The following is a 14,148-nucleotide window of genomic DNA, read 5'->3' as shown; positions in this document are numbered from 1 at the left end:
AATGCTCATTACACTCACGCCTTATTAATTAAAAATTGCAGAAATTCTAATCAAAATAAACGTAATAGCAAGCACTATCATTTATAAAATATCTAAATAAATGAAAATGTTATAGTATTATTTTTTAGATTATTTACTTGCAAAGTGAAATTTTAACAACGCTAATAACCAATAAGATTTAAGCATAAAATTCTAACTAATTATTTAATAATGATAATTTATTGTCAAAAAAATGAGATTAATTATGTATTGTTATGTTTTAGACTATTTGTCATATAAGCTGATTTTAGCGCAAATGGTGTGTCCATACTTTTTTGACACAAATTTAGTCTTCACCGCTTTAAATGTCGCATCAGCAATCGCATTATCATAGGGTCATCCCTTATGACTTAATGACCGCTGAATGCTAAATTCCTTTAAACATTCATCAAATAAATGATTTCAAACTCTTTCTCAATTAACATTGCCGTATTTGTCGTACTAATATAGTAAAATAACTTTTGGATATACGAAAAGGTTATTGTGTTATTTTTATAATAATTGTTCAGAAAAATCATTGATTTTATTTGATTTTTTAATGATAAATAAAATAACAAAGTAAAAAAGAAACATTCTAGCTGTTTTAAAACGTGGAATTTTATAATTACCACCACTTAGGATAATTGGTAAATTGTGATTTAACATAATTCAATGTATCTTCTGAAATAATGGTTTGATAACTTGACTGCACAATATCCTTAAATATTCCCTGACGAGTCACAGACCATGAATATTTAATGTTTTTTTCATCTTTTTCTATTTTTATAGAAAACATTTTATTCATATCATACAAAATAGCTATTTTTTTTAATGTAACCAGATCGTTAACAAAATTATCCCAAATTAAACAACTAATCCATATTTCACCACTATAGTTAAGAGAGTTCGAAAATTGCTCTATATTTGCTATAAAAATAAATTTAATAGAAGGTACTGTAACTATCCCCCTAAAATAGTACAGCAAAAAAGTAGAAAATTCTCTATGATAAAAGTAAAAGAGGATTCAATTATGAAAAAAATGACTGAACATCAAATCGTAGCTATTTTAAAAGAAGCAGAAGCGGGTATTCCCGTTAAAGAACTGTGCCGTAAATAGAGCATGGGTAATTCAACTTTCTATAAATGGCGAGAAAAATACGGCGGTATGGAAACGTCGGATATTAAATGCTTAAAGGAGCTGGAGGTTGAAAACCGTAAGCTTAAGCAGATGTTTGCCGAACTGAGCTTAAAATCCCAGCTTCAGGAAGAAATCATAAAAAAGCTTTAGTGCCCACAAAGGCACGTAAAACGTGGGCACAGCAACTACAACAAAATCATTCAGTTACTATTGTTATGAGTTGTGCTATTGTTGGCTTAAGCCGTTGTGCTTACTACTATCAATCTAAGTTACAGGATGATTCGTGATTATTTCGGTGTTGAATGCTATCACAGACTGGCATTTACGATGGGGCTTTCCTAAATGTTTTAATCGTATCAGAAAGCTCAGCTATCAATGGAATCATAAACGTGTTTATCGAGTGTATTGTGAGTTAAAACTGAATCTTAAAACAAAACGAAAACAACGAATGCCACCTCGGGAGCCAGAAAAGTTATTGGCTCCCAATAAACAAGGTGAATGTTGGTCAATGGATTTTATGAGTGACAGTAGCCGTAATCAACGTCGCTTTAGAACATTCAATGTCATCGATGACTTTAATCGTGATGCATTAGGGATTGATATTGCAGTAAGCTTACCCGCAGGAAGGATTACCCGTTACTTAGATAAACTGGCCGAATATCATGGGTATCCATTAAAAATACGGGTCGATAATGGCCCAGAATTTACAGGAAAAACCTTTACCAACTGGGCTAAATTACATGGTATAACCATTGATTATATCCAGCCCGGTAGCCCATATCAAAATGGCTATATTGAACCCTATCGTACTGAAGTACTCGATTTATATCTATTTAATAATCTAGAACAAGTAAGAAAGATAACCGAAGAATGGCTAACCATTTATAACACCGAAAGACCGCATGAGGCATTAAATAACATGATACCGATTGAGTATAAAACACTAAAACAAGCAACATGATTTTCTACGTGAGTTGTGTACTAAGTTTGGGGTATTTACAAGTGTAGATTTTTTCTGATTGTATTTTAGATAAACTCATTTTACAAATTCGTTAGTAATAGATTCAAATTTAATTGATAACTCATTATTAAATATTGATTTATAGATTTCGCATTGTAAGTTGAAAGTGTAAATACCCCAGGTTCATTAAAATTAGTTGATCGAAAAGATCACAATAAATATCATAAAATATATCACCCAGATGGTTCGGGTGGTCGCAAAAAATGGGGCGGTGGTACAATTTGTCGTAAATAATAATTGGAGATTATGAATGAAAATTATCGAAGGTATCAATGGACTATTAACTATTTATAAAGATCGTCCTGAATTATGGTATTTTTTATTTACAAATATTAAGATAGGTAATAAAAAAAAGGATATAAGAGAAGGTACTTTTTACCTTCCTGAAACTGATGATGATGATGATGAAATGGGTGAGCTGTGTAATAAGTACCCTGATAAATATCGAGATTGGTTGGAATATCAAACTTTTTTAGATATTATTGACAATAAATTAGATCATCATCCTAATGCTACAAAAGAAGATTTATTAGATGCTATTATTTACTACCTTGAAAATGATGATTTTTTAGATTAATAATACTGGAAAGGTCTTTTTTTGACTTTTCCAGTATTAAGCATAAATCTGTAATAGTAAGATTTACCGTTGTCAATCGCATTAATGCAGCCTATTTAAAGCCGTTTTTATTGCTAAAGAGAGATTATGAAGAAACTTTTAGAATTACTAAATAAAAAAGGTATAAAGTATCTCATTCAAGACAATAAAATCACTATTGATGGTAATTTAAATTTAAGAAACAGAGGAATTAAAGCATTACCTGAGAACTTATCTATTAACGGTGATTTGATTTTAACTCATACAAAAATTGAAGCACTACCTAAAAATTTTTCTGTTAGTGGTGATTTAGATTTAAGAAATACAGAAATCAAAACTATACCTGAAAAGGTATTTATTGGAGGTTATTTATATTTAACAAATACGGAAATCAAAGCATTACCTAAAAATTTTTCTATAAGTGGTAGTCTAAATTTAGCGAATACAGAAATAACAGCACTACCGGAAAGCCTATCTGTTAAAGGTGATCTAAATTTAACAATGACAAAAATCAAAGTATTACCTAAAAATTTTTTTATTGGAGGTAGTTTATATTTAGGGTTTACTGAAATAGAAGCGTTACCTGAAAATTTCTCAATTAAAGGTGATTTAGATTTAAAATACTCAAAAATCAAAATATTACCTGAAAATTTATCGATTGGAGGTAAATTAAGTATAGAATCAACAAGTATTCGAGAATTACCTGACAATTTATCTGTTGGCACCGGTTTATATTTAGATATAGATAAAATACAAAATATAGCTTATTGCAAAAACTGCGAAGATAACTCACAAACTATTTTTGCTTGTTGGGTTAATAACGGATTCGCTATTCAAATGAATGACTTTTTTGGCACATTTCAAGAGTTTGAAAAAATGGTTGATGAGAAGTATTCAGGAAAAATTGCTATAGAATACAAAAAATTGGCAGACACATGTATAAAAGAGTTAACCGAAAAATTAAAAATATTGTAGTCTTTATTTGGTAAGGCTGATTAAAAGAGCAAACATTTCTCGGAAGAACGCAAATAAAATTTAGATTATGAACTACTCGACAACGTCAGCAATATACACTTTGCTGCCGGCAGCAGTGCCGAAATCATCCACCGTTTCAAACGCGATGCCATCGGCGCAACCCAACACTACCACTACGACACCGAGCACCGCCTGAGCGAAGTACGCATCGAACAAACAGACCGCAGCCAGCGTTACGGCTACATCTACGACGCCCTTGGCCAGCGTATCGAAAAACATCAGCTAGACAGCGCAGGCAAACCCTACAACCGTACCCGATTCCTGTGGGATGGCTTAACAATGATTCAGGAAACCAGTTTTAATCAGCACAGCAGCCTGTATATCTATACCGACCAGAACAGCTACGAACATCTTGCACGCATAGACAAACGAAGTAATGAACCACAAAAGATAATTTACTTCCACACCGCTCTAAACGGTGCACTAAAAGAGCTTGCCGATGCAAACAGTAAATTACTCTGGGAATACAGCTATCAGCTCTGGGGTAAACGGATTCATGAAATCGAACTCGAGCCCATAGAGCAAAACCTCAGATATCAGGGACAATATTTAGACAGAGAAACCGGCTTACATTACAATACTTTCAGGTATTATGATCCGGATATAGGACGCTTTACCTAGCCTGAGCCAATCGGGCTGATTGGTGACTTTAATCTGTATCAGTATGCGCCTAAATGGGTTAACTTGGGTTGATCCATGGAGGCTAGCATTACAAGGAATAGATTTTACAGATTCTCCAGATTATGCCCTGTAAAAGAAGGTCAAAAAAATATTGTTCAAATCACAATGCAAGGGACTAGGTCTAGAGATTTTGCTGCTGCATTTAAAGCGGCTGGAATCAAAAAGAAAGATGCCGTAGGATATACTTGGCATCATGTTGACGATTTTGATCCGAAAACTGGTAAAACTACTATGCAATTAATTAAAACGGAAACTCATAAAGCAATTCGTCATAAAGGTTCAGTTTCTCAATTTGGTGCACATTCGGGCACTAAATATGGCTCACCACAAGCAGTAGACTATTCATATACACAAGGGTGGTTAACAGGTAGAGTACCGAAGAGACTAAAAGAGCTAATAAGTAAATTTTGTTAATTAAAGACGCAATATAATTTGGGAATTAATATGATTAATATAGATAACTTTTATGACTGCGAAAAAAAGCTGACTGATAAAGATTTAAATGCTTGTGAAAAGAGGTTAGGTATCACAATTCCAGATTCTTTAAGACAGTTTTATCTTAATTGTAATGGAGGAATGGTATATAAAGATATTTGGAAAACAACTGTTCCTCCATACAAACTTAAAGTTTTTAATTTTATTCCTATAAAATATAATAAAGCATTTAGGAATGACCCAGATTTTATCATGGAAGGTATTGCTTTCAAACATTGGGATAATAAAAAGTTACCTAAGGAGCTGTTACCTTTTGCTCGCGATTTAAGTAATGGTTTTTTGTGTATGAATATTAATACTGGTGCGATATATCAATATCTCAGATTAGAATGGGATGACACCCTAAATACAGAGCAAAATTTTAAAAAAAATAGTATCTATTTATCTGATTCATTAGAAAATTTCTTAAATGCTTTAATTTGTGATGAAGATCAAGACAAAATAGAAACCATTGAAGATGAAGATATTAAACCAAGAACAAGCAACAAATTCTACAATTCTCAACAAGCAATTAATACCACTGACCTAAATGAGGTTGAAAAACTTTTAAAGATAAAAATTCCTGTTCAACTAAGACAATTCCTGTTACAACACAATGGAGGAATGCCAGAGAATAATGCTTGGCTGGATCCTGAAAGTGAATTTGAATGGGTTGCAATTCATGAACTAATACCCGTTAAATACTATAAAAAGTTTAATAATGACAAGAACTATTTAATGCCTTCCAAAGCAGAAAATTTATGGAGTAGAAAGTTATTACCGGAAACTTTTTTACCTTTTGCGATTGACGCGGGTGGTAATTATTTCTGCATCGATATTAATAATGGGAAAATATACTACTATACTCTTGACACATGGTCTGATAATTTATCTTTAACGGATAATCAAGATAAGAGTACTTTTTTTCTATGCAATAGTTTTAATGAATTTATTTCTAAATTAGTGTGTGAAGATGATATAAATGATTTATATGGTTTATAAATAATAACCGTAAGGTTAACTGCATCTCTGTTGGTATTGAAAACAATATTTATACAGGGAAACCAGCTTACATTACAATACTTTCGGGTACTATGATCCGGATATTGGTCGTTTTACCCAGCCGGATCCGATAGAATTGCTAGGTGGGTTGAATCTGGCGCCTAATGGGTTAACTTGGATTGATCCGTGGAGATGGATTTGTGAAGTAAAAGGTAAACGAGGAGCACAGGGGCAACCTCTTTCAGCAAAAGCGACAGTTTCAAGAGCTGATATAGGATCAGGCACAGCAACTAACCTTTTTCCAAGCGCATTTGCTAGAAGGTTAGGTAACGCAGATGATGATGCGGGATATATTTTAGCGAAAATATTAGGCGGTTCAGGAGGCATAGATAATGTTTTCCCTCAGTTAAAAGGAATAAATCGTGGTCAATATCGAGCTTTTGAAAAAACAATTAAACAGTATATTCAAGAATATGGAGCTGTGGATATTAAATGGAATTTTATTTATGGCAAAGAAGGCACAAGCCCCCCAAATAGAATACTCAGTTTTCCAAAAGTGGTAAGAATGTATTAAATAATATTTTTAAAAATTAGGTAAACTAAATGAATATTGAAATTGCGAAAAACGTATTAAAAGAATTCATTATTGCGATGAATCATTGGGAAATACGTTGCTATCCAAAATTAAAAAGTGATTCTTCAGAAGAAGCTTATTTACAAATGACTAAAGATTTGAATTTTATATTTGATAAATTCTGTACAAAAAAAGAACGAAAATATGGTCGACAAGCAGCATTATCTTGTGGAAACCCACCAGAGTACTCACCAGATGAAGAAATATTAAAAATAGAAGAACTCAAAGGGAATAAAGTAGTTATTTACACTCAACAACAAAATCGTACAAAAAGTCAATTTCGTTATACCTTGCATTACAAAAAACATGAGTGGCGTATTGATAAAAAAGAGGTATATGATAAGTTTGATAATAATTGGGACAAATATCCATTGTAATAATTACTAGAATTCTATCGTAAATACGATTAAATATCTGGAAAAAGCAAAATAATAGCTAAGCATTAGATATATCAATTACTTTTTAAATTTAAATATTCTAATCCGCTATATAAAATTAAAATTTTGTTTACTGTTCTAAAAAGCTGTCAATTCAAAGTTGCTTATTAATTGAATTATATTGTTATCAACAATTCTATTTATGATTGATTAAATATATTTTTAAAAATCCAATGTGAGGAATTATTTTGTATTTATTTAGGAGTATAACTTAAATAAAACAGAAAGTATTATGGGTCTAGCAATGGCTCAAGGGTAGATGCTTTTTACGAATAAGGGTCAGTCAAACTTGAATTAATTAGAAGTGTACTAGCAAAAAATATCTGGACAAGCAACCACAACCTGATCCGCTGTAACCAGCTACTTAAATTCAGAGACTAGAGCTACCGCTACGATGAGCACGGTCGAACCCAGAGCAAACAAACCATCGGCTCTACCCTGTACTACCACTACGACGTCGAACACCGCCTGAACAAAGTACGCATCGAACAATCAGACCGCAGTTAGCGTTACGGCTACATCTACAACGCCCTTGGCCGGCGTATCGAAAAACATCAGTTAAACAGCACAGGCACCCCCTACAACCGTACCCACTTACTGTGGGATGGCTTAACAACGATTCAGGAAACCAGTCTTAATCAGCACAACAGCCTGTATAGCTATACTAACCAGAGCTGCTACGAACATCTTGCACGCATAAACAAACGAAGTAATGAACCACAAAAGGTAATGTACTTCCACACCGCTCTAAACGGTGCACTAAAAGAGCTTGCCGATACAAACGGCGAATTATTCAAGGAATACAGCCATCAGCTCTGGGGTAAACGGATTCATGAAATCGAACATCACTCAATAGAGCAAAACCTCAGATATCAGGGACAATATTTAGACAGATAAACCGGCTTACATTACAATACCTTCAGGTATTATGATCCGGATATAGGTCGCTTTACCCAGCCTGATCCGATAGGTTTAGCCGGTGGCTTTAATCTGTATCAGTATGCGCCTAATGGGTTGACTTGGGCGGATCCGTGGGGGTTAATTAGTTTAAATAGAGTTCAACAACAAATTGACGATATTCTTAGAGAACACTTGCCAGCAATACAAGCAATCGATCCTAATGCCGAAATAGGTTATAGAGGAAGTGCTGCTAGTGGTATTAGTAAAGCTCATGATCCGGTATATACAAACAGACGCCGTGATGCTTCAGAAATTAAAGGTATGAAGGAAATAGAAGCGTCTATAGACCGTAAATTACGTTTAATTTTTCCGTGGCTAAAAAAAGAATCCTTTGGTTTTAGAATTTTTAAAACTCACGAGTTAATGGAATTTGCTCGAAAGGGTGACATTCAGCGCAAAATTGGCTGTAAATAAAAACGAATTTTTTGTTTTTTATAAGATATAATTGTTGGATTTAATATTTCAACGTTAAATTTTTCAAGGATAATAGATTTATGAATATAAATGAAAGACGATTAACTTTTGTACTGATTGATAGTAATAATTCATTTAAAGAAATGCTGACTAAGATAGAACTGGCATTTAAATGTAAATTATCCTGTAAAGATGAAAAAGGTCGTTATATTGCCAGAGCGGAGTTGGATAATTTTAGCATTGCCGTTATCGACAAAATTGATAGGCTTAGTGAGTTATTATGTGATGAACATTATACTCTTAAAATAACAATAACATCTGATAAATACTTTAATTCTAAATTTGAAAGTTACATAAAAGAAATTCTAACTAATAACTTCATACAATGGAAACGGTCAATTTGGACTCCTGCCGAAGTTACTCCACTCAGCAAGCGATAGAATAGTCGAATGGGAACCTAATCTAGATATAAATAGAAATTAGCAAAAGTATCAGATATGAGGTTATTGACTTAAATATACACACTAAAATACCTTGGGGTAAAGAAGTTACAGCTAAACAACTATGCTGAGTGCTTAAAGAAAGCTATTATGAATCGTGTCAACGAGGTAATCACCCAGAAAGGGTAATCCACACCGACCTGAATGGCTGTCCTGAAGAGTTGACCGACGAAAACGGTAAAATACTATGGGAATGCAGTTTTCAGCTCTGGGGTAAACGGATTCATGAAATCGAACATCACTCAATAGAGCAAAACCTCAGATATCAGGGACAATATTTAGACAGATAAACCGGCTTACATTACAATACCTTCAGGTATTATGATCTTGATATAGGACGCTTTACCTAGCCTGAGCCGATTGGGCTGATTGGTGATTTTAATCTGTATCAGTATGCGCCTAAATGGGTTGACTTGGATTGATCCATGGGGACTTTCTGCTTATGCGCCGCCCCATCATCTTGCCACAAACAAACACTCTTATTGGTTTGATCTATTTAAAAACCTATTTAAAAAGAATGGGCTGGGTAAATTTAAGAATGGAAATTGGCGAAAGGATGTTTTTAATGATCCATTAAATAAAATAGATGTTCCAGGACATAAAGGTCTATACCCAGAAGAAATACATCAAGAAATATATAAACGTTTAAAACAAGCTAGTGATAAAAGTCCAGAAGCATTTAAATAAGCTTTAGCAGAACTTGGTAAAGAAGCCGTGACCCCAATTCATGGTTAAATAAAATATTAACTAACAGTGATTAATAAATGAAATACTTTAAACTGAATCCAAATGTTAACAGCAAAAAGTGGCGAGGATGTATTATTCCACGTGATGAGTTGATTGATGATGGAGATAATGTAATTCCCGTTGATTTTTTGTCTTTAATAAAAATACCTACAAACAAAAAGCTTTTTTAAAAAAAATTAAGGGATGGTTATTTCTCACCAATAAGTACAATTGGAGCTAAATATCTCCTTTTTGATAGTAAAATTAATAAAATAAACAATATATCAGGTAATGGTGTTAAATTAATTCCTATTTCTGATAGTGAGAAGCCAGAAAAAACATATTTAATAATGTACCCTTTTGAATGTGTTGATTGTGTTAACTAGGATTTATCTGAAATAGACTTATGGCCATCAGGCTATGTTCCAAAAGAATGGGAATCAAAACGTGGGCGTTTTTTTCTAAAACCAGCTATCCACGTAAATAAAATTCCTAAACATTTAGATGCATTTTGTTTAAATGAATGGGATGGGGCATTTAATATTATTATTTCAGAAAAACTTAAAAATAAAATATTATCACTTGATTTTGATCATTCATTTTTAGAATTTTATGAGCTAGTTCAAACGTAAATTAAATAGCAAAAATTTGTCTATAACCTTTAATTTTATCGTCATAATACAGACTTACATCCAGCCCGTTCATTATCTTACTTTAGCGTTTGGTAATTTGATAGATGGAAAGTAGAAGTAGGACTATATAGATAGCTACTAGTCCTAATTGATGATTTTGGGCTGTTGATAATATGACATCAATTACTGGTACAGGTGGTGATGCGGCTGATCACGATGCGAATAATAAATTCGTCTAAATAGGTTTAAAACTACAAATAGAGTTACTTACGACCCACTGCAACCGCATCGCTACCACCCTGACGGATGGACGCACCATCAACAGCCTGTATTACGTCTCCAGCCACCTGCACCAGATAAATATCGACGGCCACTTCATCAGCGACATCGAACACGACAAGCTACACCACGAAATATCACGCACTCAGGGTCAGGGATGCCTGAACACCAAATTCAAATACGGGACAATATTTTAGACAGAGAAACCGGATTACATTACAATACTTTCAGGTATTATGATCTGGATATAGGACGCTTTACCTAGCCTAAGCCGATTGGGCTGACTGGTGATTTTAATCTGTATCAGTATACGCTTAATGGGTTAACTTGGTCGATCCGTGGGGGTTAGCTAAATATCCAATTACCAAAGTCTTCTAAATTGCCCCTAGTGTGGTTAAAAAAGCTTTAAAAGGAGGATGCTATGCAGACAACACAAGGAATCATTTTTCTTCCAGCAGTTCAACGTTATGTGGCTGAAAAAATTGTAGGCGTATTACCACCTAAAACTCAAGGAACACTTGCACCAAGTAATATTCCAAAAATTAAACCTATGTCTGACACAAAAATTGACCTTTTGGCTAGGGAAATTATTAATGATTAAAATTCATTTTGAATCTGGTTGCACGCAAGAATTTGATGTAACAACATTTGAGGGGTTCGATTTTAGTAGTTCGATATTACATACCGCTATATTTGCAGGGTATTCTTTGCGTAATGCAAATTTTAAATATGCTAATTTACGTAGTGCAAATTTTTCAGGTTGTATTTTAGATAATACTGATTTTACAAATTCATTATTAATGAATTCAAATTTAATGAATTCATCATTATTAAATGCTGATATGTCTAACTGTAAGTTAAATGGAGCTTTTTTATTAAATGCTAATTTGCAAGGAGTTAATTTATCAGGAGCTGATTTATTTAATGCAAATTTCAACGGAAGTAATTTAAAAGGTGCAAATGTAAATGCAATCAGAATAAATGAGGCTAGTTTTATAGGGGCAATATATGATAAATATACTATTTGGCCAAAATATTTCTCACCGGCAACTAAAAGAGCTATTTTACAACAAATACCATGAGTATTAATTTGAATATTATAGGCCACATCTTAATTTTTTGTGTATTTCTCTTTTACAGATAACCGTTAATTCTGTCACCAAATTCTGTCATAAAGCGGTTCATTATGCTTTCCAGTTGCAAGTCAATATCTGTTTATCTTCTTCATACTAATTTATATTGCTAAATAAATTACTTTCTTTACCAAATCATCAGCCGAGAAGACTTTATACTTTTTTGATGACGTCGCGTATTACGCTGTTAATTTATTCTCTGATATTTTGGTGTAAATTGCTTTACTGATGCCCTGTGGGTAAGCAAAAAAAACAAACCGCCATCAGCATCCAACGCTACTACAACGATGCCGCACATCGCCTAAGCGGAGTATGTATAAAACCACTAAACCGCAGCCAGCGTTACGGCTATGTCTACGACGCCTTGGCTGGCGTATCGAAAAACTTCAGCGAGACAACGCAAGCAATCCCTACAATCTCGGTATGTGCCTAATGGGTTGAATTGGATTGATCCTTTAGGACTAAGCGGTGAAAATGTATTTATATATTATACCAATCTAGCAAGATTAGAAGGAATTCAAAATACTGGTATAATAGAAAAGCATGTAAAAGCTAAGGTTTACATGACTAATATAAAAAAGTCATCAGAATTAGAATATTATCATACAGGTAAAATTAAATTAGAACGCTCTCAAATAATTCATATAGATAAAAACCCTTATGAAAGATTTAATAGCCTAAACTATGATAAAAGACTTAACATGATGCAAAATCAACTAAAAGCTAGAGGTTGTTATTAACATGAGTAATACTACAGAAAAATGTTTAGTTTTAAAACAAAGCGAAATCAACGCATTGAAAAAACTGATTATGTACATTAAATTTTCATGTAAAGAAGCAGAATCGCTATTATATGCAGGTAGCCCACTAATTAACAATATCTTTGATAAATTATTGGAAATTGATGATTTTAAAGCAGAATCTAAATATTTTTATAAACAGGAAAATGTGACTAATGAGCAATTTATCCGTAAAAAAATACAAAAAGATCAGGATGAAACGCTAAACAAAGCAGATGAAAAATTGATATTAGAATTATTTAAAGCATGTTTACATCCTTTCTCTTCAAGTAAAGATGTTTAAATAAAATATCATGTTAGCTGTCACGATTTCCAAAAATAGTACAGCCCAAAAGTAAAAAAATCCTCTGGTTTAATGCTTCAATGGTTAAGAAAATTAATTCGAACATTAAATTTATCAAGATCCTTTAATGAATGCTGACGGTAAATATTAAATACTTCATAATATATAGGCGTACTTAAGTTTTAATATCAACATGCAGATAGTTGGTAAGCTTTGCAATAATCTGCAACAAAAGTCTGAGTCTTACCTCTCAGGCTTTTTAATTGAATTAATCTAGCGAACTACTTTAAGAATATAATCATTACAGTGCCTGCAACATAAACAGATACGGCGTAATCAGAATTTCACCTACCCGACATCCTCATCGAACACAGAAACCAATACGGCAACCTCGACCGTCTATTAAGCAAAAACAAAGTAAACACGGGCAAATCGATTACCACTATGATCGCACCGGCAGAATTGAAAGCTACAGTAACCAAAGATACTGAGAAACCCTGCAATATGATGATCCCTCCAACCTGTTAGACCTCAGACGGTCAATAGAAGAACTTTTTAATAGTGGTCAACCAAATACCTTGGCAGAGCACACGAGAATTGATGTAAGTGCTTTGAAAGCAGGTGAAGTTACTCATCAACAAGCAAAAAATCTTGTTGCCCAATCTTTATGGAATGTAAGCTCTCAAGGTGTCACTTCCCCATGAAATATCCCTTGGAATTAAACTGGAGAATATTAATATGTTAGATAAAGAATTACTTGATATTTTTGGTCAAAAGATCATTTGTAGTGTTAGAGATCAAGCCATTTTTGAATTTGAAGCAATGGTTCAAGGTAAAATGAAATCTGAAAATACGGTTAAATTAAATAATGAATTAAAAACATTTGACAAAAACCAGATTGAAATTTTAAAAAAAGTTGTTTTGACTGCTATTGATAGTGTTATTTACAATACATTAAATATGCTAGAACAAAATGAAGAAAATATAAAATTATTAATATCTCAAAATGGTAAAAATGAAAAAAACATTCTTGATATCAGTGATAGTTTATCTGGTGAACTGGTCACAAAAAAAGGCTGGATAGAAAAATTTAGTAAATATAAATAAGCATTATATATTAGCAATATTTTGTGCTATAGCTATACGATCTAGAGCAAAAGGCAGACTATAAATGGGGTAAAACGAGTCAACTGGCACATAAACTAACAATGGAACAGTACATTTATTATGATAAATAGAGGCGGGAAAATATATCACAGTAGGCTTATTGTAAGACCAAATAATTGTTAGCGACAGTTAGCGTTACGACTACATCTACGATGCCTTAAGCCAGCGTATAGAAAAATATCAGCTAGACAGCGCCCCCTACAACAATACTCGCTTCCT

General features: G+C 33.1%; 19 protein-coding genes and 4 pseudogenes. 21 read left to right on the top strand and 2 right to left on the bottom strand.

Features of this window, described 5'->3' with window-relative positions:
- Window positions 1-1,138 precede the first annotated feature (1,138 nt).
- The 5 genes from A9G47_RS14935 to A9G47_RS05595 all read left to right on the top strand — a co-directional run bounded on the left by A9G47_RS14935 (window position 1,139) and on the right by A9G47_RS05595 (window position 3,747).
- Window positions 1,139-1,306, top strand: a complete 168-nt coding sequence (locus A9G47_RS14935; RefSeq protein ID WP_141674819.1) for a transposase — start codon at window positions 1,139-1,141, stop codon at window positions 1,304-1,306.
- The gene (locus A9G47_RS14205) at window positions 1,306-1,443 is read left to right on the top strand and encodes a hypothetical protein (protein WP_176700660.1); all 138 of its coding nucleotides are present in this window, start codon (window positions 1,306-1,308) and stop codon (window positions 1,441-1,443) included. Before A9G47_RS14935 ends, A9G47_RS14205 begins: the two co-directional genes overlap by 1 nt.
- Window positions 1,440-2,117 carry an IS3 family transposase gene (locus tag A9G47_RS05605; RefSeq protein ID WP_081303537.1) on the top strand — a complete coding sequence of 226 codons (678 nt, stop codon included), beginning with the start codon at window positions 1,440-1,442 and terminating at the stop codon, window positions 2,115-2,117. The genes A9G47_RS14205 and A9G47_RS05605 overlap by 4 nt, the downstream gene beginning before the upstream one ends.
- A gap of 310 nt (window positions 2,118-2,427) precedes the next feature.
- Window positions 2,428-2,754, top strand: coding sequence for a DUF7716 domain-containing protein (locus A9G47_RS05600; protein WP_065642391.1), 327 nt, complete (start codon window positions 2,428-2,430; stop codon window positions 2,752-2,754).
- Between the two features lie 126 nt (window positions 2,755-2,880).
- Complete coding sequence (locus A9G47_RS05595; protein WP_065642390.1) at window positions 2,881-3,747, top strand: hypothetical protein; 867 nt, start codon at window positions 2,881-2,883, stop codon at window positions 3,745-3,747.
- A 72-nt stretch (window positions 3,748-3,819) separates the two neighbouring features.
- Here the strand turns inward: A9G47_RS05595 and A9G47_RS05590 are convergent, their stop codons facing one another.
- On the bottom strand, window positions 3,820-4,026 hold the full coding sequence (locus A9G47_RS05590) for a hypothetical protein (RefSeq protein ID WP_065566440.1): 207 nt from the start codon (window positions 4,024-4,026) through the stop codon (window positions 3,820-3,822).
- 60 nt (window positions 4,027-4,086) lie between these two features.
- On the opposite strand from A9G47_RS05590, the gene A9G47_RS14500 reads away from it, so the two are divergent.
- The 10 genes and pseudogenes from A9G47_RS14500 to A9G47_RS14925 all read left to right on the top strand — a co-directional run.
- Entirely contained in the window at window positions 4,087-4,428 is a 342-nt protein-coding gene (locus tag A9G47_RS14500) for an RHS repeat domain-containing protein (protein WP_065642389.1), read from the top strand.
- Between the two features lie 165 nt (window positions 4,429-4,593).
- A complete protein-coding gene (locus A9G47_RS14495) occupies window positions 4,594-4,902 on the top strand; it encodes an HNH endonuclease signature motif containing protein (protein ID WP_176702141.1) in 309 nt (102 codons plus the stop codon).
- 30 nt (window positions 4,903-4,932) lie between these two features.
- Window positions 4,933-5,964, top strand: a complete 1,032-nt coding sequence (locus A9G47_RS05575; protein WP_065642388.1) for an SMI1/KNR4 family protein — start codon at window positions 4,933-4,935, stop codon at window positions 5,962-5,964.
- 43 nt (window positions 5,965-6,007) lie between these two features.
- A pseudogene (locus A9G47_RS14640) lies at window positions 6,008-6,151 on the top strand (RHS repeat-associated core domain-containing protein); the annotation flags it as partial.
- Window positions 6,143-6,538 (top strand): DNA/RNA non-specific endonuclease, encoded by a 396-nt coding sequence (locus tag A9G47_RS05570; RefSeq protein WP_442903233.1) that lies wholly within the window; start codon window positions 6,143-6,145, stop codon window positions 6,536-6,538. The pseudogene A9G47_RS14640 and the gene A9G47_RS05570, both read left to right, overlap by 9 nt.
- 29 nt (window positions 6,539-6,567) lie before the next feature.
- The gene (locus tag A9G47_RS05565; protein WP_065642386.1) at window positions 6,568-6,975 is read left to right on the top strand and encodes an NTF2 fold immunity protein; all 408 of its coding nucleotides are present in this window, start codon (window positions 6,568-6,570) and stop codon (window positions 6,973-6,975) included.
- A gap of 912 nt (window positions 6,976-7,887) precedes the next feature.
- Window positions 7,888-8,073, top strand: a pseudogene (locus A9G47_RS14930) (RHS repeat-associated core domain-containing protein); the annotation flags it as partial.
- Complete coding sequence (locus A9G47_RS05560; protein ID WP_065566449.1) at window positions 8,050-8,409, top strand: hypothetical protein; 360 nt, start codon at window positions 8,050-8,052, stop codon at window positions 8,407-8,409. The pseudogene A9G47_RS14930 and the gene A9G47_RS05560, both read left to right, overlap by 24 nt.
- A gap of 80 nt (window positions 8,410-8,489) precedes the next feature.
- Window positions 8,490-8,849 (top strand): hypothetical protein, encoded by a 360-nt coding sequence (locus A9G47_RS05555; RefSeq protein ID WP_065566450.1) that lies wholly within the window; start codon window positions 8,490-8,492, stop codon window positions 8,847-8,849.
- A 191-nt stretch (window positions 8,850-9,040) separates the two neighbouring features.
- Window positions 9,041-9,341: pseudogene (locus tag A9G47_RS14925) on the top strand (RHS repeat domain-containing protein); the annotation flags it as partial.
- 1,189 nt (window positions 9,342-10,530) lie between these two features.
- Here A9G47_RS14925 and A9G47_RS14635 read toward each other — a convergent pair.
- On the bottom strand, window positions 10,531-10,662 hold the full coding sequence (locus tag A9G47_RS14635; RefSeq protein ID WP_255309210.1) for a hypothetical protein: 132 nt from the start codon (window positions 10,660-10,662) through the stop codon (window positions 10,531-10,533).
- Between the two features lie 74 nt (window positions 10,663-10,736).
- Here A9G47_RS14635 and A9G47_RS14920 point away from each other — a divergent pair.
- The 6 genes and pseudogenes from A9G47_RS14920 to A9G47_RS05525 form a co-directional block, all read left to right on the top strand.
- Window positions 10,737-10,891: pseudogene (locus A9G47_RS14920) on the top strand (RHS repeat-associated core domain-containing protein); the annotation flags it as partial.
- A 76-nt stretch (window positions 10,892-10,967) separates the two neighbouring features.
- Window positions 10,968-11,147, top strand: a complete 180-nt coding sequence (locus A9G47_RS05545) for a hypothetical protein (protein WP_065642384.1) — start codon at window positions 10,968-10,970, stop codon at window positions 11,145-11,147.
- Window positions 11,140-11,628, top strand: a complete 489-nt coding sequence (locus tag A9G47_RS05540; RefSeq protein WP_065642383.1) for a pentapeptide repeat-containing protein — start codon at window positions 11,140-11,142, stop codon at window positions 11,626-11,628. The genes A9G47_RS05545 and A9G47_RS05540 overlap by 8 nt, the downstream gene beginning before the upstream one ends.
- Before the next feature lie 401 nt (window positions 11,629-12,029).
- On the top strand, window positions 12,030-12,419 hold the full coding sequence (locus A9G47_RS05535; protein WP_065580228.1) for a hypothetical protein: 390 nt from the start codon (window positions 12,030-12,032) through the stop codon (window positions 12,417-12,419).
- 1 nt (window position 12,420) lies between these two features.
- Window positions 12,421-12,762: a hypothetical protein gene (locus A9G47_RS05530; RefSeq protein ID WP_065580227.1), complete on the top strand. Its 342-nt coding sequence runs from the start codon at window positions 12,421-12,423 to the stop codon at window positions 12,760-12,762.
- A 738-nt stretch (window positions 12,763-13,500) separates the two neighbouring features.
- On the top strand, window positions 13,501-13,869 hold the full coding sequence (locus tag A9G47_RS05525; protein ID WP_065566454.1) for a hypothetical protein: 369 nt from the start codon (window positions 13,501-13,503) through the stop codon (window positions 13,867-13,869).
- Window positions 13,870-14,148: the final 279 nt, after the last annotated feature.

This window comes from Gilliamella sp. WF3-4, from assembly GCF_001690275.1.
GTDB lineage: Bacteria > Pseudomonadota > Gammaproteobacteria > Enterobacterales > Orbaceae > Gilliamella > Gilliamella apicola_C.
This window is presented reverse-complemented; position numbering and strand designations above follow the sequence as displayed.